Annotated in this window: 15 protein-coding genes and 2 pseudogenes; 5 read left to right on the top strand and 12 right to left on the bottom strand. The window is 73.4% G+C overall.

Features of this window, described 5'->3' with window-relative positions; all coding sequences use genetic code 11:
- Positions 1–2: 2 nt before the first annotated feature.
- Positions 3–1,325 (top strand): 4-hydroxybenzoate 3-monooxygenase, encoded by a 1,323-nt coding sequence (locus tag ACEXOX_RS37345; protein ID WP_406525226.1) that lies wholly within the window; start codon positions 3–5, stop codon positions 1,323–1,325.
- A 2-nt stretch (positions 1,326–1,327) separates the two neighbouring features.
- Here the strand turns inward: ACEXOX_RS37345 and ACEXOX_RS37350 are convergent, their stop codons facing one another.
- The 8 genes from ACEXOX_RS37350 to ACEXOX_RS37385 form a co-directional block, all read right to left on the bottom strand.
- A complete protein-coding gene (locus ACEXOX_RS37350) occupies positions 1,328–1,975 on the bottom strand; it encodes a DNA polymerase ligase N-terminal domain-containing protein (RefSeq protein WP_406525227.1) in 648 nt (215 codons plus the stop codon).
- Between the two features lie 15 nt (positions 1,976–1,990).
- Complete coding sequence (locus tag ACEXOX_RS37355; protein WP_406525228.1) at positions 1,991–2,323, bottom strand: plasmid stabilization protein; 333 nt, start codon at positions 2,321–2,323, stop codon at positions 1,991–1,993.
- Positions 2,324–2,450: 127 nt separating this feature from the next.
- Entirely contained in the window at positions 2,451–3,083 is a 633-nt protein-coding gene (locus tag ACEXOX_RS37360; protein WP_406525229.1) for a diguanylate cyclase, read from the bottom strand.
- A 78-nt stretch (positions 3,084–3,161) separates the two neighbouring features.
- Positions 3,162–4,967 carry a thiamine pyrophosphate-requiring protein gene (locus ACEXOX_RS37365; protein ID WP_406525230.1) on the bottom strand — a complete coding sequence of 602 codons (1,806 nt, stop codon included), beginning with the start codon at positions 4,965–4,967 and terminating at the stop codon, positions 3,162–3,164.
- Between the two features lie 148 nt (positions 4,968–5,115).
- Positions 5,116–8,208, bottom strand: a complete 3,093-nt coding sequence (locus ACEXOX_RS37370; protein WP_406525231.1) for an FAD-binding and (Fe-S)-binding domain-containing protein — start codon at positions 8,206–8,208, stop codon at positions 5,116–5,118.
- Positions 8,205–8,882: an HAD family hydrolase gene (locus ACEXOX_RS37375; RefSeq protein ID WP_406525232.1), complete on the bottom strand. Its 678-nt coding sequence runs from the start codon at positions 8,880–8,882 to the stop codon at positions 8,205–8,207. The genes ACEXOX_RS37370 and ACEXOX_RS37375 overlap by 4 nt, the downstream gene beginning before the upstream one ends.
- 98 nt (positions 8,883–8,980) lie before the next feature.
- Entirely contained in the window at positions 8,981–9,979 is a 999-nt protein-coding gene (locus ACEXOX_RS37380) for an SDR family NAD(P)-dependent oxidoreductase (protein WP_406525233.1), read from the bottom strand.
- A gap of 55 nt (positions 9,980–10,034) precedes the next feature.
- On the bottom strand, positions 10,035–11,225 hold the full coding sequence (locus ACEXOX_RS37385) for a zinc-dependent alcohol dehydrogenase (protein WP_406525234.1): 1,191 nt from the start codon (positions 11,223–11,225) through the stop codon (positions 10,035–10,037).
- A 448-nt stretch (positions 11,226–11,673) separates the two neighbouring features.
- On the opposite strand from ACEXOX_RS37385, the gene ACEXOX_RS37390 reads away from it, so the two are divergent.
- A complete protein-coding gene (locus tag ACEXOX_RS37390; RefSeq protein WP_406525235.1) occupies positions 11,674–12,630 on the top strand; it encodes an LLM class F420-dependent oxidoreductase in 957 nt (318 codons plus the stop codon).
- Positions 12,631–12,720: 90 nt separating this feature from the next.
- On the opposite strand, the gene ACEXOX_RS37395 is transcribed toward ACEXOX_RS37390, so the two are convergent.
- The 3 genes and pseudogenes from ACEXOX_RS37395 to ACEXOX_RS37405 all read right to left on the bottom strand — a co-directional run bounded on the left by ACEXOX_RS37395 (position 12,721) and on the right by ACEXOX_RS37405 (position 14,938).
- Positions 12,721–13,122 (bottom strand): ANTAR domain-containing response regulator, encoded by a 402-nt coding sequence (locus tag ACEXOX_RS37395; RefSeq protein WP_406525236.1) that lies wholly within the window; start codon positions 13,120–13,122, stop codon positions 12,721–12,723.
- Entirely contained in the window at positions 13,119–13,520 is a 402-nt protein-coding gene (locus tag ACEXOX_RS37400; RefSeq protein ID WP_406525237.1) for an STAS domain-containing protein, read from the bottom strand. Before ACEXOX_RS37400 ends, ACEXOX_RS37395 begins: the two co-directional genes overlap by 4 nt.
- A gap of 372 nt (positions 13,521–13,892) precedes the next feature.
- Positions 13,893–14,938: pseudogene (locus ACEXOX_RS37405) on the bottom strand (LLM class flavin-dependent oxidoreductase).
- Between the two features lie 345 nt (positions 14,939–15,283).
- On the opposite strand from ACEXOX_RS37405, the gene rsgA reads away from it, so the two are divergent.
- Positions 15,284–16,417 (top strand): ribosome small subunit-dependent GTPase A, encoded by a 1,134-nt coding sequence (gene rsgA / locus ACEXOX_RS37410; protein WP_406525238.1) that lies wholly within the window; start codon positions 15,284–15,286, stop codon positions 16,415–16,417.
- A gap of 217 nt (positions 16,418–16,634) precedes the next feature.
- Positions 16,635–18,227 carry a DNA-3-methyladenine glycosylase 2 family protein gene (locus ACEXOX_RS37415; RefSeq protein WP_406526589.1) on the top strand — a complete coding sequence of 531 codons (1,593 nt, stop codon included), beginning with the start codon at positions 16,635–16,637 and terminating at the stop codon, positions 18,225–18,227.
- On the opposite strand, the pseudogene ACEXOX_RS37420 reads toward ACEXOX_RS37415, so the two are convergent.
- Positions 18,110–18,586, bottom strand: a pseudogene (locus ACEXOX_RS37420) (DUF456 domain-containing protein); the annotation flags it as partial. The gene ACEXOX_RS37415 and the pseudogene ACEXOX_RS37420 overlap by 118 nt on opposite strands.
- Positions 18,587–18,884: 298 nt before the next feature.
- Between ACEXOX_RS37420 and ACEXOX_RS37425 the strand changes: the two are divergent.
- On the top strand, positions 18,885–20,399 hold the full coding sequence (locus ACEXOX_RS37425) for a protein phosphatase 2C domain-containing protein (protein ID WP_406525239.1): 1,515 nt from the start codon (positions 18,885–18,887) through the stop codon (positions 20,397–20,399).
- Positions 20,400–20,461 lie beyond the last annotated feature (62 nt).

The raw sequence follows: 20,461 nt of genomic DNA on the forward strand, positions 1-20,461 counted from the left end.
CGATGCACACCACGCCTCCGAGGGCCACCCCGACGTCCGCCACACCCCGCCCACGCACCGCCGCTCCCGCCCCGGCCACGACCACGGTCGGCATCGTCGGCGGCGGCCCGGCAGGACTGCTCCTGGCGCGGCTGCTGCACCGCTCCGGCATCGACAGTGTTGTCCTGGAGAGCCGCGACCGCGCCTACGTCGAACGCCGTCAGCGCGCCGGAGTCCTGGAACAGGGCACCGTCGACACGCTGCGCGCCTGTGGCGCGGGGGAGCGCCTGGACCGGTACGGGCTCGTCCACCACGGCATCCGGCTGCGCTACGACGGGCGCTCGCACCGTATCGACCTCCCGGCCCTGACCGGCGGCCGCAGCGTCGTCGTCTACGCGCAGACCGAGGTGGTCAAGGACCTCATCGGTCTCCAGCTCGCCGGCGGCGGACCGCTGGTCTTCGGGGCCCGCGCGCTCGCCGTGACCGGCGCGGCCACCGCACGGCCCGTGATCCACTATGCGCACGCAGGCCGCGAACACACCCTGACCTGCGACTACGTCGTCGGCTGCGACGGCTTCCACGGCGTCACCCGGGACGCGGTGCCGACCGGCGCACGCCGTACGTACGAGCGCGCTTACCCGTACTCCTGGCTCGGCGTCCTCGCCGACGTGCCGCCGTCCTGCGAAGAGTTGGTGTACGCCCACTCCGAGCGCGGCTTCGCCCTGTTCAGCATGCGCTCACCCACCGTCAGCCGCCTCTACCTCCAGGTGCCCAACGGCACCGACCCGGCCGACTGGCCCGACGAGCGGATCTGGGACGAACTCGACGCTCGTTCCGCCACCGACGGCCCTTGGGAGCCGGCGCGCGGCCCGATCAGCGCCAAGTCCGTCCTGCCGATGCGCAGTGTGGTCACCGAACCCCTGCGGTACGGGCGGGTGCTGCTCGCCGGGGACGCGGCGCACATCGTCCCGCCGACCGGCGCGAAGGGGCTCAATCTCGCCGTCTCCGACGTGACCGAACTGGCCCGCGCCTTCGCCCACCTGAAGGAGACCGGCTCCACCGAGCTGCTGGACGGCTGGTCCGACTCCTGCCTGCGCCGTGTCTGGCGGGCCGAGCACTTCTCGTACTTCATGACGACGCTGCTGCACACGACCCCGGGCCAGAGCGCGTTCGACACCCGCCTCCAGCTCGCCCAGCTCGACCGCATCGCCACGTCCCCGCACGCGGCCGCCGAACTGGCCGAGAACTACACAGGCATCCCGCAGGTGCCCGTGCCCGAGCCCGAGACCCGGTCAGCCGGGAGGCGGCGGGCGGCGCCGGGCGGGCGGCAGCCCGTCGAGCGGTGAACTCATGCCTTGCCGTCACCCTCGCCGGACTCCGCCGCCACGTCCTCGGCCACCTGCTTGAGCGTGTGCCCGCTCAGCGCCGAGCGCGCCCGGCGGGGGTCGGGCGTGCCCTGCCCGTCCGCGTGGGCATCGTCGGCCTTCACCAGCAGCCACGATTCCCGCTCGTCGCTGCCGGGGCCGCCGCGGAACCGGGTGAGGGCATAACCGCCGTGCAGTTTCCTCCCCTCCATCCAGAACGTCGCATGGCCTTTTTCCAGCGACTCGGCGAAGGGGACCGGGCGGCCCTTTTTGTCGTGCGACATCGGGCGGTAACGGCCCTGGTCCCACACGATGACCGTGCCGCCCCCGTATTCGCCCTTCGGGATGACGCCCTCGAAGTCGCGGTAGTCCAACGGGTGGTCCTCGGTCGGCATCGCCAGCCGTTTGTCCTTCGGGTCCGTGGACGGCCCTTTCGGTACGGACCACGACTTGAGCACCCCGTCGACCTCCAGCCGGAAATCGAAGTGCATGGTGCTCGCGTCATGGATCTGCACCACGAAGCGCGGCTTCCCGGCGGAATCCGAAGAGTCCGCCGCAGCACCGCCCCGCGGTTCCGACGTCCGGTCGAAATGCCGTTTGGACTGGTAGGTCCGCAGCGGTTCCTTGCCCATGGCCGGTCCGCCGGCTCAGCGGCCCAGGGCCTTGGCCAGCTGGTCCTTGTTCATGTTCGACCGGCCTTCCACGCCGCGCTGCTTGGCCTCGTTGTAGAGCTGGTCGCGCGTCGGGCCCTTGGAGCCGGTGCGGTTGCCGGAGCGCTGGCCGCCGCGCTCGGGTGCCGACTTGCTGTCCTTGGTCGAGGACTTGCTGGCGGTCTTGGACTCGCCGGAGCGGGCGCGTTCCTTGTTGACGGTACGGGCCGCGATCTCCTTGGCCCGGCCCTTGGACGTACCGCGCTTCTCGGCGCCTTCCTTGATGTGCTCGTACTGACGCTCACGCTTGGAGTTCGATCCTGCGGGCATGGTGATCCTCCTTCGTCTCGCACACCGGTTCTCGACACCTACGGTTACCCGTGAAGGGAAGCCTCTAACGAACGGCCCTCGGGACTGCCCCGACGGGCCGAACGCGGGGAACACCTCCGCCCGGCGATCACACACCGGACTTACGGGCCCGGACGCACCGGATGAATTCCTCCGCGTACGGCAGGGCGACGCAGGCGCCCACCCCGGCCCCGATACCGGCCAGGTACTTCTTGGGCAGCGGCCGCTCCTTGGGCAGCAGTTTCCACGCGTCCGGCCGCTTCCCGCCGCGCGCGAGGTCCCGTACGGACTCCCAGTGCAGGCAGGACGTGATGACCACGGCCGCCAGCGGCAGCACCTCCAGGAAACTGTGGATGTGCTGCTCCACCGGGCGTACCTCGCGGTCCTCGGTGGCCACCGTCACGTCCCAGATGGCGGTCGCGCTGTGCACGGCGGCGGCTCCGCCCATCATCGACAGCACCAGCGGGTTGACGCGCGCGACCAGCCCGGCCAGCACCGGCACGCCGGCCTCCGCCATCATCAGCGCGTGGATCGCCGACTCCTTGACGCCGGTGGTCTTCTCGATGTTCGTACGCCGGTGCATCACCCAGTCGGCGACGGCGGGCACGAACCACATGGGCAGTACGCCGTACATCAGCACGCGCTGGGTCGCGTTCTCCACATCGTCCGCGCCGGGGGCGGGGCGCAGGGCCCGCCCCCGCCGCCAGTGCCGCCAGTCCTTCAGTGCCGTCAACTTCGCCACGGGTCCTCCTTGTGATGCGCGTCGTCCGGTCCGGCCGCGGTCCGGGCCCGGCAGTGGCGCCGGGCGCGGACCGGCCGGTCACTTGTCGCTGTCCCCGTGGCCCTTGCCCGGCAGGAACTCCTGGATCTTCGCCTTGACGCCCTGCTTGAGCACCCCGGCCGTCTCCGGGTCGCCCTTGAGGATCGCGCTCGCCGCAGCCTCGATCTGGTCCAGCGTGGCGTGCGGCGGGATCGGCGGCACGTTGGGGTCGGTACGGAAGTCGATGACGAACGGCCGGTCGGCGGCGAGCGCCTGCCGCCACGCGCCCTCCACCTCCTCGGGCCGCTCGACCCGGACGCCCCCGAGGCCGATGGAGCGCGCGAAGTCGGCGTACGGCACGTCCGGGATGCGCTGCGACTCCTCGAACTGCGGCGCCCCGGACATGGCCCGCATCTCCCACGTCACCTGGTTGAGGTCCTCGTTGTTCAGGACGGCCACGATCAGCCGCGGGTCGCTCCACTCCCGCCAGTACTTGGACGCGGTGATCAGCTCCGCCATGCCGTTCATCTGCATCGCCCCGTCACCGACGATGGCCAGCGCTGGCCGCTCCGGGTGGGCGAACTTGGCGCCGATGACGTACGGCACGCCCGGCCCCATGGTGGCCAGCGTCCCGGACAGCGAGCCGCGCATGGAGCCGCGCAGCCGCAGGTGGCGCGCGTACCAGTTGGCCGCCGAACCGGAGTCCGCGGCCAGGATCACGTCGTCGGGCAGCAGCGCGTCGAGCGCGTGCACCACGTACTCCGGGTTGACCGGGTCGGCCTGTACGGCGGCGCGCCGCTCCATGACCTTCCACCAGCGTTCGACGTTCGACTCGACCTGCTCCCGCCACTTGCGCGCCTTCTTGCGCTTGAGCAGCGGCGTCAGCCGTTCCAGTGTCTTGGACGCGTCGCCGACGAGGTTGACCTCGAAGGGGTAGCGCAGGCCGACCATGAACGGGTCGATGTCGATCTGCACGGCGCGGGCCTGCCCGTACTCGGGCAGGAACTGCGAGTACGGGAAGCTGGAGCCGATCACCAGCAGCGTGTCGCAGTCCTGCATCAGCTCGTAACTGGGCCGGGTGCCCAGCAGCCCGATGGCGCCGGTCACGTACGGCAGCTCGTCGGACAGCGCGTCCTTGCCGAGCAGCGCCTTGGCCACGCCCGCGCCCAGCAGCTCGGCGATCTCCTCGACCCGCTCGCGGGCGCCCCGGGCCCCCTGCCCGACCAGGATCGCCACCTTCTCGCCCGCGTTCAGCACCTCGGCGGCGCGCCGCAGCTCCTCGTCGGCCGGCACCGGCGCGTACTGCGAGACGCCCAGGCTGGACGGCACCATCTTGAACTCGTGCGTCGGCGCGCTGTACTCCAGCTCCTGCACGTCACCGGGGATGATGACCGCGGTGACGGTCCGCTTGGCGTACGCGGTCCGCATCGCCCGGTCGATGACGTTCGGCAGCTGCTCGGGGACGGTCACCATCTCGCAGAATTCCGAGGCGACGTCCTTGTACAGGGCCATCAGGTCGACTTCCTGCTGGTAGGAGCCGCCCATCGCGCTGCGCGCGGTCTGGCCCACGATGGCCACCACGGGGACGTGGTCCAGCTTCGCGTCGTAGAGCCCGTTCAGCAGGTGGATCGCACCGGGACCCGAGGTCGCCGCGCACACGCCCACCTTGCCGGAGAACTTGGCGTACCCGACGGCCTCGAACGCGGCCATCTCCTCGTGCCGGGCCTGCACGAACTTCGGCTGGTTGTCCGCCCGTCCCCAGGCCGCGAGGAGGCCGTTGATGCCGTCTCCCGCGTAGGAGAAGACATGGTCGACGTCCCATTCGCGCAGGCGCTGGAGGATGTGGTCGGAAACTTTGGTGGTCATGCGGTTCTTTCCTCTCACAAATCGCGACGGCTGGTGCCGGCCCGGCTATCCGTGTGCCCGTCCCGGCTCCACGGATGCACGGCTGACCGGAACGTCCTCAAACGGACGTACCTGTCCCAAACGGATGTACGGTCCTCGGTCCGGGAGATCAGCGGCGCAGCCTGCGCACCAGCAAGCGGGTGACGGCGGCCAGCGCGCCGCCGGTGGCCGCGGCCGCGGCGGCGGTCAGCAGGCGGCCGGTGCCGGCCGCGGGCGGGACCGGCCGGTCGGCGGTCCGCTCCGGACGGTCGGCGGGCAGCCGCCGGTCGAGCGCCAGGGCCAGCGCCTCGGCCAGGTGCACGGGCTGCCGCCCGGTGCCGCCCTGCTCGATCTGCGTACGGCAGCTGAAGCCGTCGGCCAGCACGAGCGAGCCGGGCGGCGTGTCCCGTACGGCAGGCAGCACGCCCTGCTCCGCGATGGCCGTCGACAGCCCGTGGTGCCCGCGCTCGAAGCCGAAGTTCCCGGCGAGCCCGCAGCACCCGGCGTCCAGCACGTCCGCGGCCACCCCGGCCCGGCGCATCAGCTCCCGGTCGGCGTCGAACGCCAGCACCGCGTGCTGGTGGCAGTGCGTCTGCACGGTCGCCGACCGGCCCAGTGACGGTGGCCGCCAGCCCTCGGGGGCATGGTTGACCAGCTGCTCGGAGAAGGTGCGGAACTGCCGCGCCAGCCGCTGTACGTCCTCGTCGTCCGGCATCAGCTCGGGCGCGTCGGCGCGGAAGACGGCGGTGCAGGACGGCTCCAGCCCGATGACGGGGGTGCCGGCCTCGATCCACGGCCGCAGCACGTCCAGGGTCCGCCGCAGCACCCGTCCGGCGGTGTCCAGCTGGCCGGTGGAGATCCACGTCAGCCCGCAGCACACCGCCCGCTCCGGCACGGCGACCCGGAACCCGGCGTCCTCCAGCACCCGCACCGCCGCCTTCGCGACGCCCGGATGGAAGTACGTACTGAACGTGTCCGGCCACAGCACGACGGTCCGCGGGTCCGCCGGGTCCGGCTCGGGGGTGCCGCGCGCCCGCCACCACTGCACGAACGATTCCCGTGCGAAGACCGGCGCTTCCCGCTCGGCGGCCACCCCGGCCAGGCGCTTGCCGAGCCGGGCCAGTCCCGGCGCGTTCAGCGCGGCGTTGACCAGCCCGGGAGCGAGCCGGGAGAGCCGGGCCCACAGTGGCAGCCAGCCCATCGAGTAGTGCGCGGCGGGCCGCAGCCGCCCCGCGTAGTGGTGGGACAGGAACTCCGCCTTGTACGTCGCCATGTCGACACCGACCGGGCAGTCCGACTCGCAGCCCTTGCATGCCAGGCAGAGGTCCAGCGCGTCCCGTACCTCCGTGGAGCGCCAGCCGTCGGTGACCGGGGAGTCCGCGTGCCCGCCCAGCATCTCGAACAGCAGCCGGGCCCGGCCGCGCGTGGAGTGCTCCTCCTCGCCCGTCGCCCGGTACGAGGGGCACATCACGCCGCCCTCGTGCGTACGGCAGTTGCCGACGCCGACACAGCGCATCACGGCCTGGGTGAAGCTGTGGTCGTCGTCGGGGTAGGCGAAGCGGGTGTCCGGGCTCCGCGGCCGCCACCCGGCGCCCAGGCGCAGGTGCTCGTCGACCCCGGCCGGGTGCACGACCTTGCCGGGGTTCATCCGGCCGTCCGGGTCGAACAGCCCCTTGAGCTCGGCGAACGCCGTCATCAGCCGCTCGCCGAACATCCGCGGCAGCAGCTCCCCGCGGGCCTGCCCGTCACCGTGCTCGCCGGACAGCGACCCGCCGTACGAGGCGACCAGGTCGGCGGCGCGGAAGAGGAAAGCGCGGAAGTCCGCCACGCCCTCGGCGCTCTTGAGGTCGAACGGGACGCGGGTGTGCACACAGCCCTGCCCGAAGTGCCCGTACAGCGCCGCGTGGTCGTAGCCGAACTCGTGGAACAGCTCGCCCAGGTCCCGCAGGTAGTCGCCGAGCCGGTCCGGCGGCACCGCGGAGTCCTCCCAGCCTTCCCAGGTCTCCCGGTCGTCCGGCGGCCGGGCGGTCACGCCGAGCCCCGCCTCCCGCGCCTTGAGCATCTTCTGCTCGCGCCCCGGATCGTCGGAGAAGGCCACCGACGCGTCCTCCTGGGACCGGCCGATCCCGTCGAGCAGTGCCTGGCACTGGGAGTCCACCTCCTCCCGGCTGTCACCGCTGAACTGCAACAGCAGCCAGCTGTCGCCCTCAGGGAAGTTCTCCAGCGAGTCCAGGTAGGCGCCTTCCTCCCGCATCAGCTGCGCCATCCGGCCGTCTATGGCCTCCAGCTGTGTCGGGTCGCCGTGCTGGAGGAGGCGCGGTACGTCGTCGGCGGCCGTGCAGATGTCCGGGTAGCCGAGGACCAGCATCGCCTCGTAAGGCAGTACGGGGACCAGCTCCAGCTCCGCGCGCAGCACGGTCACCAACGTGCCTTCGCTGCCCACCAGCGCGCGGGCCAAGTTGAAGCCGTGCTCCGGCAGCAGCGCGTCCAGGTTGTAACCGGAGACCCGCCGGGGAATGTCCGGGAAGTCGCGGCGGACGTCGGCCATGTAGCGCGTGGCGATGCTCCGCAGCCCCTCGTAGAGCTGCCCCTTGCGCCCGCCCCCGGCGACCGCCTCCTCGTACGCGTCCTCGGACGTCGGGCCCACCCAGCAGCGCAGCCCGTCGTACGTCAGGATCTCCAGCCGCCGTACGTTGTCCGCCGTCTTGCCGTACGCCTGCGCGGACGCGCCGCACGAGTTGTTGCCGATCATGCCGCCCAGCGCACAGTGGCTGTGCGTCGACGGCTTGGGCCCGAACTTCAGCCCGTGCGGCGCCAGCTGCCGGTTCAGCTCGTCCAGCACGATGCCGGGCTCCACCACGCACGTACGGGCGTCGGGGTCCACGGACAGCAGCGCGTTGCAGTACTTGGTCCAGTCGATGATCACGGCGGTGTTGGTGCACTGGCCGCCCAGGCTCGTACCCCCGCCCCGCGACAGCACCGGCGCGCCGAACTCCGCGCACACCGCGACGGTTTCCGCGCCCGCGTCGGTCGTCCGCGGCACCACCACGCCGATCGGCACCTGCCGGTAGTTCGACCCGTCGGTGGCGTACGCGCCCCGGCTGCCCGCGTCGAACCGCACCTCGCCGTCCACGCGGGCGCGGAGCGCCGCCTCCAGCGCGGCGGTGCGCTCCTCCGGCCACGGCGCGGGGCGGTCTCCGTCGCGGGCCGGCCCCGCCGTCATCGCCTTCCCGGCGCCGCGAGCAGGCTGCTGTCCAGCCGCTCGACCAGGTCCGTCGGACCCTCGTACACCTCGTGCGCGCCCGCCTCCCGCAGGTCACGCTCCGGAAAGCCGCCGCTGAGCACCGCCAGACACGGCACACCGGCGCGGTGGCTGGCCTGTACGTCCCAGACGGTGTCGCCGATGAACACGGCCGAGTCCGCGGCGGCGCCGCTCTGTTCCAGGGCGCTCTGCACCAGGTCGGGGGCCGGTTTGCTCGCCGACACGTCGTCGGAGCTGGTGACCGCGGTGATGGCGTCCTCCGCGTCCAGCGCCCGGCGCATCGCCTCCAGCTCGGGGCCGTGCGCCGAACTGGCCAGCACCACCGTCCAGCCGCGCTTCGCGCACGCCCGCAGCAGTTCGGCGGCGCCGTCGAGCGGGGCCAGCCGCTCCCAGTACTGGGCGAAGAGCGTGCCGTGCGCCGTCCGGATCGTCTCGTCCTCGTCGCTGTCCCGGTCCTCGCCGAGCAGCCGGCCGATCAGGTGGTCGGACCCCATGCCGATGGTCCGGTGGATCTCCGCCATGGGCACCCGGTGCCCGGACTGCCGGAACGCCTCCCACCAGGTGACGGCGTGCAGATAGGTGCTGTCGACCAGCGTTCCGTCGACGTCGAAGAGTGCGGCTCCGCGTGGGCTCACCCGTGTCCATCCTTCCGCGTGGGCCGGTCTCGTACGGATCCGGCCGTGGTGCCTTGTCGCCGGGGCCCGGCCCGCTGCGCGCCGGGCCGGACCGCCGGTCAGCGGGCGGGCGGCGCCGCCCGCCCGTACTGGTTCAACCGCCTGGCGGCCCGGTCGTTGAGGGCGCTGAACACCTTGCGCAGCCGCGAGGCGGGGGCCTGGCCGCCGTTCTCCACCGCGATGCCCTCGGTCACGCCCGGTGCGCCCACCGCGTCCCGCGGCAGGACTCTCGCCAGGACCGACGACAGGCGGGTGGTGGTGACGGGCGCCAGGCCGTGCGCCTTCGCGGCCAGATGGGCAGCCGGCGTCAGGACCACACGGGGGCGGCGGCGCTGTACGCCGGAGACGATGCGCTCGGCGGCGCGCGCGGCGTTCATCGACAGGACGGGCGTGCCCGCCAGCGCCGAGAACCAGGCGTACTCCCGCGGAGCATCGCCCCCGAACTGCGCGTGCAGATGCGAACCGGTCCGCATCAGCCCCGGATGCACCGCCGTCACCGACACCCCGTACCCGCTCTCCTCCGCGTGCAGCCCCTCGGCCAGCGCGGCGACCGCGAACTTGGCGCAGGAGTACGGCAGCAGATGCGGTACGGCCAGCAGGCCGCCGACCGAACCGATCAGCGCCAGCCGCCCGCCGGCCGGACTGCGGCGCAGGTGGGGGAGGGCGGCCAGGGACGTGTTGAGCGCCCCGTCGAAGATCGTCCGCATGGCGTCGTGGAACGCCTCGTGGCCCACGGACGCGGACGGCCCCACCTGGATGACCCCGGCGTTGCCGATGACGATGTCCAGCCCGCCCTCCCGCGCCGCCACGTCCTCGACGACGGCCTCGACCGCCGCCCGGTCGCGCACGTCGCAGACCGCCGTACCGACCGGCGGCCCGCCGGGACGGGACAGCGACCGGGCGGCCTCCGCCAGCTCCTTCCCGTCGCGCGCCAGGATCGTCACCCGGCAGCCACGCGCCACGAGCCGACGCGCCATCAGCAGGCCCAGGCCGCGCGATCCGCCCGTCACCAGGGCCGTCAGCCCCGCGATCGGCGGTGCGGCAGCGAAATGCGGCATGACCGGTCCTCTCACCTCGCCCCGTGGGTACGCGGGCGCGTCAGGCGCCGCCCCGTCACGGGGTGAACAGCACCTTGATCGCGCCGTCCGTCTTCTTCTGGAACATCTCGTACGCCTCGGGCGCCCGGTTCAGCGGCAGCCGGTGCGTGGCGAAGTCGTCCACCCCGAGCGGGTCCTCGTCGGTCAGCAGCGGAAGGATGTCGTCCGCCCAGCGCCGCACGTTGGCCTGGCCCATCCGGAACGTGAGCTGCTTGTCGAACATCACCAGCATCGGCATCGGGTCGCTCATCCCGCCGTACACCCCGCTGATCGAGATCGTGCCGCCGCGCCGCGCCATCGAGATCGCCAGGTGCAGGGCGCCCAGCCGGTCCACCCCCGCCTTGCTCATCAGCTTCTCGGCCCAGCGGGACGGCATCAGCCCGGCGGCCTGCTGCGCCAGCTTTCCGGCGGGGCTGCCGTGCGCCTCGGTTCCCACCGCGTCGACTACGGCGTCCGGGCCGCGGCCGTCGGTGACGTCCTTGACGGCCTCCAGCAGCCCGTCCTCGCCGTCGAAGGCGTCCAGGTCGAAGACGGTCACCCCGTCGCGGCGCGCCCGCGCCAGCCGCTCGGGCACATGGTCGACGCCGATCACCTGCTCGGCCCCGAGGTGCCGGGCGATCCGGCAGGCCATCGCGCCGATCGGCCCCAGCCCCAGGACGGCGACGCTGCTGCCCTTGGTGACGCCGGCGTACCGCACCGCCTGCCAGGCGGTGGGCAGTACGTCCGACAGGTAGACGAAGCGGTCGTCGGCGGGGCCGTGCGGCACCTTGATCGGCCCGTACTGGGCCTGCGGCACCCGCAGGAACTCGGCCTGCGCGCCCGGCACCGAACCGTAGAGCTTGGTGTACCCGAACAACGCGGCGCCCGAGCCGTGCTCGCGCACCTGCGTGGTCTCGCACTGCGTCTGAAGACCGTCAGCGCACATCCGGCAGGAGCCGCAGGCGATCTGGAAGGGGATCACCACCCGGTCGCCGGGGCTGAGGTTCGTGACCTCCGGGCCGACCTCCTCCACGATGCCCATCGGCTCGTGCCCCAGGATGTCGCCGGGCGTCATGAACGGCGTGAGGACCTCGTACAGATGCAGGTCCGATCCGCACAGGCCGCTGGACGTGACCTTGATGACCGCGTCGGTCGGCTTCTTGATCTGCGGGTCGGGGACGTTCTCCACGCGGACGTCACGCTTGCCGTGCCAGACGTTCGCTCGCATCGCGGATCTCCTAGTTCTGGCGGCCGGTCGGGCGATCGGTCGGGCGATCGGTCCGGCGGTCGGTCCGGCAGCCGGGCCGGGGGCGTCCGGCGGCCGTTCTGCCGACCGTCCGCCGGACAGCCCCGGCCGGAATCACCGTTCTATCCACCCAAAAGCCGCTTTCGAGTCTAAAGCGGTGTGCCTTGTCGTGGCAGCTCCAGTACCCGGATCATCCGAGCCGAATCGTTTCCGTACGCGGGCGGTACGGGGGCGGTACGGGGGCGGTACCTCGGCGTACGACCGCGGTACGGCGCCGGCACGGCAGCGTTACGGCACCGGTGCGGCCCCGGCGGCCCCGGCGCGGGTTTTCCCGGCCGCGAAAGGGTTACCCGGCGCAGCACCCACGGGGGCGACCCACCAGCCACCCACCCCGGCCCTCCGCGGGCCGTCGAGACCGCACGGAGCCCCGATGACCGACTACGGATACTTCCTCTCCTGCGAGGAGCACAGCCCGGCGGAGCTGGTCGAACAGGCCCGCATGGCGGAGCAGGCCGGCTTCACCAGACTGTGGATCTCCGACCACTTCCACCCGTGGAACGACGCACAGGGCCAGAGCCCCTTCGTCTGGTCGGTGATCGGGGCACTGTCCCAGGTCACCTCACTGCCCGTGGAGACCGCGGTGACCTGCCCCATCATGCGGCTGCACCCCGTGGTCACGGCGCAGGCGGCGGCCACCAGCGGAGTGCTCCTCGACGGCCGCTTCCGGCTCGGGGTGGGCAGCGGCGAGGCCCTCAACGAGCACATCCTCGGCGACCACTGGCCGCAGGCCTCGGTGCGCCTGGAGATGCTGGAGGAGGCCGTCCAGGTGATGCGGCAGCTCTTCGAGGGCGGCGAGGTCAGCCATCATGGCAAGCACTACACCGTGGAGAACGCCCGGCTCTACACCGTGCCCGACGAACCGGTGCCCATCGACGTCTCCGCGTTCGGCCCGAACGCCACCGAACTGGCCGCCCGCGTCGGCGACGGCTTCGTGACCATGACCCCGGACGCGGACGCCGTCGAGCGCTTCCGGCGCGGTGGCGGCGGCAACAAACCCGTGCTGGGCGGCGTGAAGGTCTGCTGGAACCCGGACCGCGACGAGGCCGTGCGCACCGCGCACCGCCTGTGGGCCAACGAACAGCTCCCCGGCGAACTGCCGCAGATCCTCCCCACACCCCGCCACTTCGAGCAGGCGTCCCAACTGGTCACCCCCGAACGCGTCGCGGAGGCGGTCACCTGCGGCGACGACGTGGACGCGCACGTGTCCGCGCTCCACGCGTACGCCGAGGCCGGGTTCGACACCGTCTACGTCAACCAGATCGGCCCGGAACAGCGGGGGTTCTTCGACTTCTACCGTACGAAGGTGCTGCCGCAACTGGCGGACTGAGCACCGGGACCGGCACGGCGGCTGCCCCCACACACACGCCACTCACCGGATACACCAGCAACGGCAGCCCGCCGGCCACCCGCCTACCCGTCACCCACTCTTACGCCGGGCGGCCCGGTGCCGTTCCACCGCGGCCTGCAACTGCGCCCGCACCGGCCCCGACGCGACGGCCCCGGTGGCACTCGCGACTACCTCGCCGGCGACCTCGTACACCTTGGTGTTCGTGCGCTGGGACGTCTGACGCAGGATGTCCCACGCCTGCTCGGCGGTGCAGGACGCGTGGGCCATGAGGATGCCGCGGGCCTGGTCGATCACCGGCCGGCTGTCGAGCGCCTGCCGCAACTGCGCGTTCTCCGCCCGCAGCTGCTCCACCACCGCCTCGTCGCCGCTGCGCGCCCCGCCGTCCGGACCGCCGGACGCCTCCTCCGTCTTCGTGCGCCGCGCCCCCGGATCGGTGGCGAGCCGCAGGGCCGCCAGGGTGCGCCGTCTCACTGCGGCTCCTGGACCGTCGGCACCCCGGTCGGGGCCGCACGGCCGGGGACGGTGCCCAGCCGCGGCGTGCCGGGCCACTTGCGGGCCAGTTCCATCACCCGCTGGGGCTGACGGCGCAGGTTGAGCGCACGCACCGGAATACCCCGCCGCTGCCCGTAGGCGTCCAGGCGCCGCAGGAAGTGCAGTCCGGCCGCATCCATGAACGTGACTCCGGTCATCTCCAGGACCACGCTCTTCAGGCCGCACGGCAACGCTTCGACGGCCTCGTCCAGAACCGGCACGGTGCCGTAGTCGATCTCGCCCCGTACGGTCAGCACGGCACAGGAGCCGAACAGCCGGGTACGGACCCCCAGGGCATCCGGACCGGCCAGAGAAGACCGGTCTGTCTGTAGGGACATGGCCCCATCGTGGCAGGAGTCAAACCGGTCTGTCCACGCCCGCACCGGAGCCGCCCCGACGGCCGAGAGCACACCGCCGGAAGTGCCACCGGTACCGTGCGCCGGGGCTGCCCGGGGGCTGCGGAACGGGCCGGGGCGCACCGGGAGTTCCCGAGGGGGAAGAAAGGGCACCGGCATCAACGGCCCGTTGGACGGCCGGCTCGCGACCGCGGCCCACGCTGTCATGTCGTACCGGTTGGCCGAAGCGAAACCCGGGATGCGGGGCGCGTGCTGGGCCGCCTGCACGAGGCGTTGAACACGCTCACACCCGCCGAGGAGGATGAGGCGGACGCGGCGTGCCCGGACGGTCCGACGGCCGCCCTTCGCCGACTGTCAGGCCAGCAGCCGCGCGAACTCGGCCATTTCGTTCTCCGGGTCCACGGCGGGCTGGATCACCAGCTCGTCGACCCCCGCCTTCTCCAGCGCGTCGATCCGCTCCACGATCTCGCCCCTGGTGCCGACCAGACCGAATCTGTCCACCAGGGAGGGCACGATGAGTTCGCGGTCCTCGGGGGACAGCCGGCCCAGGTAGTTGCGGTAGAGCGCCTGGTGACGCTTGGGGTCGGTGGGGGTGGTGCCGCGCAGCCGGAGCAGACGGCCGACAGCGGCGGCCTCCTCCGGGGGAGGGCCGCGCGGAAGGCGGGGTTCTCCGCGCCGAGGATCAGTGCGCTCAGTGCGATGTGCCCCATCGAGTCCTTGACCCGGTCGCCGTAGCGGTCCTCGCCGTCGGCCAGGACATGGAGGGAGGACATGAGGTACGAGCGGGTCCGCCCGGCGCTGCCCGCGTCCCGCGCCGCCGTCCGCCGGGCCTGGCCGAGGGCGGTCCAGGCCGCGGGGTCGTGCGTCCCGAAGGAGATCACTCCCGTGCCGAGCCGGCCGGCGACCGCGGCAGCCTTCAGGCCGAACGCGGCCACGACGAACTCCACGGGAGCCTCGGTGTCGACATACGGTCCGGCGTGCAGGAAGCGCACCCTGCTGGACCGGGTTCCCTCGCGGTAGTCCGTCTCGCGGCCTGCGGTGAGATCTTGGAGCGCGGCCGTGAAGGACTCCAGCTCCGCCAGCTTCGTAGGCCGCATGCCGAGCGTACGGCGCGCCGTGTTGCCGGTGCCGACCCCGCAGACGACGCGGCCGGGGGCGAGGGCGTTGAGGCTGCCGACGGCCGCCGCCGCGGCGGGCGCGGAACGCAGTGCCGGGGAGGTCACACCGATGCCGAGCCTGATCCGGTGGGTGGCCTTGGCACAGAGGGCGAGGCTCACGAACGGATCACCGTGGAGCATCGGCGTGTCGTACACCCAGAAACTGTCGAAGCCGAGTTCCTCCGCGCGGGCGGCCAGGTGTTCCGCACCCGGCCCTGCTGTCGTGACGATGCCGGTCCGCATGGTGACTCTCCTCGCCGTCCAGTGAGATGGCTGAACCGTTCCCGTTGCCGTTCGGTGCCGCCCAGCTTCGTGCACATCGGGTGCCCGTGCGGCGAAGCGGTGAAAAAACCGTTGGCGTCGCAGCGCGTGCGCCTCTACGGTGATGGTGTTCGACGCGGCTGCGCGCGGCCGCCATGTCTGGCTGAGTGAGAAAGGGAGGTGTGACCGATGGCTGTCTCTGTGACGGGCCCTGCCCGCAACCAGAAGTTCATCCACTCCACCTCCGTGGTCTCCGGCTGACCCCTCCTCACTTTCCGCCGCGCGCCGTGCGCGTGGAGCCGGGGCCACCCTTGTGAAGGGTTTCCCTTGCAATCGTCTTCCGTTTCATCCTCCGCTTCGCCGCGCCCGCTGACCGATTTCGGCTGGGACGACGGCTTCGCGGACAGTTTCGCTCCCTTCGCCGGGCAGGGGTACGTGCCCGGCCGCGTCGTCCGCGTCGACCGCGGGCGCGTGGACGCCGTGGTGCCCGACGGCGACGGCGTACGGACCGTACTGGCGGACACCGCGCTGGTGGCGACCGGCGACCCGATGCGGGTGCCGTGCACCGGTGACTGGGCGGTGATCGACCTCGGCGAGGTCGGCGCGGGCCGGGACGGTGCGGTGCGGGCGCTGCTGCCGCGGCGTACCGCGTTCGTGCGGTCCACCTCCTCCAAGCGGTCCGAAGGACAGGTGCTGGCGGCGAACGTGGACCACGCCGTGGTCGCGGTCTCGCTCGCCGTCGAGCTGGACCTCGGTCGCATCGAACGCTTCGTCTCCCTGGCCTGGGAGAGCGGGGCGCAGCCGCTGGTCGTCCTGACCAAGGCCGACCTGGCCGGCGGCCCGGACGTGCTGGCCCACCTGATCGCGGACGCGGAGACCGCCGCGCCCGGGGTGCGGGTGCTGGCGGTCAGTTCGGCCGCCGGCGAAGGGCTCGACGTACTCGCCGCCGTACTGACCGCAGGCACGTCCGTCCTGCTCGGGCAGTCCGGCGCGGGCAAGTCCACGCTCGCCAACGCCCTGCTGGGCGAGGACGTCCAGGACGTACGGGCAGCCCGCGACCGGGACGGCAAGGGCAGGCACACCACGACCACCCGGGACCTGCTGGTGCTGCCCGGCGGCGGCGTGCTCATCGATACCCCGGGGCTGCGCGGCGTCGGCATGTGGGACGCCGACGCGGGCCTCGCGCGCGCTTTCTCGGACGTCGAGGAGTTGGCCGCGCGCTGCCGCTTCCACGACTGCGCGCACGCTACGGAACCAGGCTGCGCGGTGCTGTCGGCCGTCGACAGCGGCGTACTGCCGGAGCGGCGGCTGGACAGTTACCGCAAGCTCCTGCGCGAGAACGAACGCATCGTGGCCAAGACGGACGCCCGACTGCGCGCGGAGATGCGCAGGGACTGGAAGCAGAAGCAGGCCCTGGGCCGCCACATGGGGGAGAGGAAGCGGGGTGGCGCCCGGAGGTGAGGTGATCCCAGGGGCGAGAGCCCGGCCCCTCTGGCAGAGGGGCCGGGTCGGCTTCCGGCGTGTGCCTTCGTCTCCGGCGCGGGAGGGCCGGGAGCCGCCTTCTGAGGAGTAGGCGTTTCCGGGCCTCGGTGGGCGAACCGGACAAGGGGCCCGCCCCAGCGCGATGTCCGTTTCCCGCCAGAAGCTGTGCGGCTGGTGGCGCACACTGGAGCGTGTGATGGATGACGAGACCAGGTACGAGGCGGTGTCCAGCCGGGACGCGCGCTTCGACGGAGAGTTCTTCTTCGCCGTCGTGACGACCGGGATCTACTGCCGCCCGAGCTGCCCGGCCGTCACTCCCAAGCGTGCCAACGTGCGGTTCTACCCGTCCGCGGCGGCCGCGCAGGGCGCCGGGTTCCGGGCCTGTCGCCGGTGTCGGCCGGATGCCGCGCCGGGGTCGGCGGAGTGGAACGTCCGGGCGGACCTGGTCGGCCGTGCCATGCGCTTCATCGGCGACGGTGTGGTCGACCGGGAGGGCGTCGGCGGACTTGCGCGGCGGCTGGGGTACAGCGCGCGGCAGGTGCAGCGGCAGCTCACCGCCGAGCTGGGTGCCGGGCCGGTGGCCCTGGCACGGGCCCGGCGTGCGCACACCGCCCGCCTGCTGCTCCAGACCACCGGCCTGCCGGTCACCGACCTGGCCTTCGCCGCCGGATTCGCCAGCATCCGGCAGTTCAACGACACGATGCGGGAGATTTACGCCAGTACGCCGAGTGAGCTGCGTGCGGCGGCGGGGACCCGCGTCAGCAGGGGGAGGGGCGGGTCCGGTGCCGGGCGGCAGGCGCAGCCGACCGGGGTGCCGTTGCGGCTCGCCTACCGAGGGCCGTACGCGGCCGCCGAGATCTTCGACTTCCTCCAGGCGCGCGCCGTGCCCGGCGTGGAGGAAGTACGCGGTGGCCGGGGCGCCCGTACGTACCGCCGTACGCTGCGCCTGGCACACGGCAGCGGCGTCGCCGAGGTCGACGAGTACACCGGGGCCCGGCCACCGCGCCGGCCGCGCGCCGGACTGGTGTGCCCGGCCGCCCGGGGCGCGGACGGCGGCTGGCTGGAATGCCGGCTGCACCTGACCGACCTGCGGGACCTGTCCACCGCCGTCCAGCGGATGCGCCGCCTGTTCGATCTGGACGCCGACCCGTTCGCCGTCGCCGAGCGGCTGGGCGCGGACCCGCTGCTCGGCCCGCTCGTCGCGGCCCGCCCCGGGCTGCGGTCGCCGGGCGCCGCCGACCCGGAGGAACTGGCCGTACGGACCGTCCTCGGCGGGGCGCCCGAGCGCGCCGCCGAGCTGGTACGGGCGTACGGGAAGCCTCTGGACGCGGCGGACGGCGCGCTGACCCACCTCTTTCCTGAGCCTGCCGCGCTGACCGGCGCCGGGGTGCCGGAGGCGGTGCGCACCCTGTGCGTCGCCCTCGCGGACGGCACGGTCACGCTCGACGCGGGCGCGGACCGGGAAGCCGCCGGACGGGCACTGAGCGGTCTGCCCGGCGTGGGCCCGGCGGCCGCCGCGTACATCAGGATGCGGGCGCTGGGCGATCCGGACGTGGGACCGGTGGACGGCGACAGCGACGGGGCGGCCCGGGAGGCGTGGCGGCCGTGGCGGTCGTACGCCCTGCACCACCTGTGGCAGGAGAGGGGCCCCGGCCCCCGGGCGGGTCAGCTCGCGATGACCGCGCCCGTCCAGGCGCCCACCACCAGCAGGCAGGCGAGGAGCTCGGTCAGCACGGCGAGCCCGATGGACCGCATGGCCGTACGGGTGGCGGCCCACGCGTCGCCGTGACTGCCCAGCCGCTGCCGCTCCAGCAGGTACAGCACACCGACGGAGCCCAGCACGGCCCCCACCACGGGCACGAGGAAGAAACCGGCGATCCCCGCGACACCCGCCAGGAACAGCGTGCGGTACGGCGCGCCCGCGGCCTTCGGGTCGCGCGGCGGCAGCAGCCACTTCAGGACCTGGCCGACCAGCAGCACGGCGCTCGCGCCGAACAGGACGTACCAGGCCAGGGCGGACTGCTCGGTCATCGCCCACCACAGCACGCCCGCCCAGACGATCGGCGGTCCCGGCACCCCGGGGACCAGCACGCCGAGCAGGCCGAGCAGGAAGACGAGACCGACCGCGAGCAACTGCCACACGCCCATGGGCCCAGCGTGCCGGAAGCGGGCCCGGCGCGCTCCTCGGCCGGGGCCGGGAGCCGGGACCGGGCGTCCGGGGCTGGGGGCCCGGGGCTGGGCGTCCGGGGCTGGGCGTCCGGCAAGGGGTGTCCGTGGCCGGACCGCCGGCACCGGGCGCTGTGATCGCGCCGCCGGGGCCGGGACGCGCCGACCGCCGTGGCCCGAACCGGCCGGGTGCCCTCCGTGGCGCGTACCCGCCGGGCAGCCCGCCGGGTGCCTTCCGCGCCCCTGTCTCCAGGACGCCGGCCGGTGGACAATACGCCGCATGAACCCACAGGGGGATCGGCGCCACCACGAGAACTCCTGGTGGCGGGAGTTGTACGAGGATCACGGCGAAGCGGCGCGGGACACCGGCCCCGCGACGGCCCCGGACACGCTCGACGACCGTGTGGACTCCGCCTTCCGCGCGGTGAGCCGGACACCCGGGGCCGGGTCGGCCACCGAGGACGCCACGGGGGTGGGCCCGGCCCGGGAAGCGGAGTCCGGGCCCGCCCCCGGACCGCCCGCAGCCCCTGCCTCCGGCCCTGAGCCGATGGCCCTGCCCACCGCGGACCCGGCCGCGCTCGACGACCTCGTGCCCGACACGGAACTGGACGGCGCCGGACACGGCCCGCTCACCCTGCGGGCCGCCTCGCTGCGCGGCGAAGCGGCCCGCCGCCGGGCCGAGCCACGCGGGGACGCCCTGCTCACCGCCCGGTTCGGCGCCGGGCAGCACGCCCTGATCCTGGTCGCGATGGCCACCGCGGCCGGCGGCAACGGCGGTGCGTACGCGTACGCGGGCGCGCACCGCGCCGCCCGCGACGTCTGCCGCTGGATCGGCGGCGCCATCGGCCGCAGCTGTCCCCGGCTGGCCGAGGACATCCGTACGGGCGACCGCTGCGCCCTGAAGTCCGGCCTGCACCGCCTCACCGACCGCAGTTACGGCAGGCTCCGCGCGTACGCGGGCGAGCACGGCATGGAACCCGAGCAGTACACGGCGGCGCTGCGCTGCCTGTTGCTGCCCGCCGATCCGGCCTGCCGCACCCGGGTGTTCTTCGGCGTCGGCGCGGGCGGGTTCCTCCGGCTGCGCAACGGCGCCTGGCACGACCTGGAGCCCTCGCCGCCCCGGGACGACGAGGCGGCCGCCGGGGCCGATGCGGTGGCTGCCGGGCAGCCGGGAGACGGCTCCGCAGGCGGCGAGCCTCACGCGCAGGAGGCGCCGGGCGACACGCCACCCTGGCCGGTTCCCGGCGACCCCGCCACGGACGTGTTCTACCGGGGCGTCCAGCGGCCGTCCGACACCCGCCCCGACCTGTGCCTGCCGTCCGACGCCGGGCCCGACCTTCGCCTGCCGTCCGACGCCGGGCCCGGCCTCCGCCTGCCGTCCGACACCCGCCCCGACCTGCGCCTGCCGTTCGAGGGCCCGGGCCCCGGCCTCACCCCGTCCAGCCCGGCCCCGGGCGGCACCCTCCCCGGCCTGCCGCTGGCGCCGTCCGGGCAGCACTGGCGTCCGCCGTACGAGTCCGTGCCGCAGACGTGGCCGGAGCCGTTCCGCTTCCGGGCCTGTGTGACCCGGCCCGGCGACGCCTTGCTGCTGTGCAGCCCCGGGTTCGCCGGCCCGCTGACCGAGGCGGCCGGTTTCGCGGGCCGGCTGGCGGCCCGCTGGTCGGGCGTCGGGGCACCGGACCTCGCGTCCTTCCTGGCCGACGTCCGGCTGCACGCGGAGGGGTACGGCCAGGATCGTACGGCCGTGGCGGTCTGGGAAGGGCGCGACGGGATGGCCGCGGAGGAGCCCGAGTGACGCGACGGGCGCGGCGCAGCGGTGGTGACGCGCCCGTCACGGCGGCACCGGAGTGACGCGGC

Origin of the sequence: Streptomyces sp. Ac-502 (genome assembly GCF_045222935.1) — a bacterium.
GTDB lineage: Bacteria > Actinomycetota > Actinomycetes > Streptomycetales > Streptomycetaceae > Streptomyces > Streptomyces monomycini.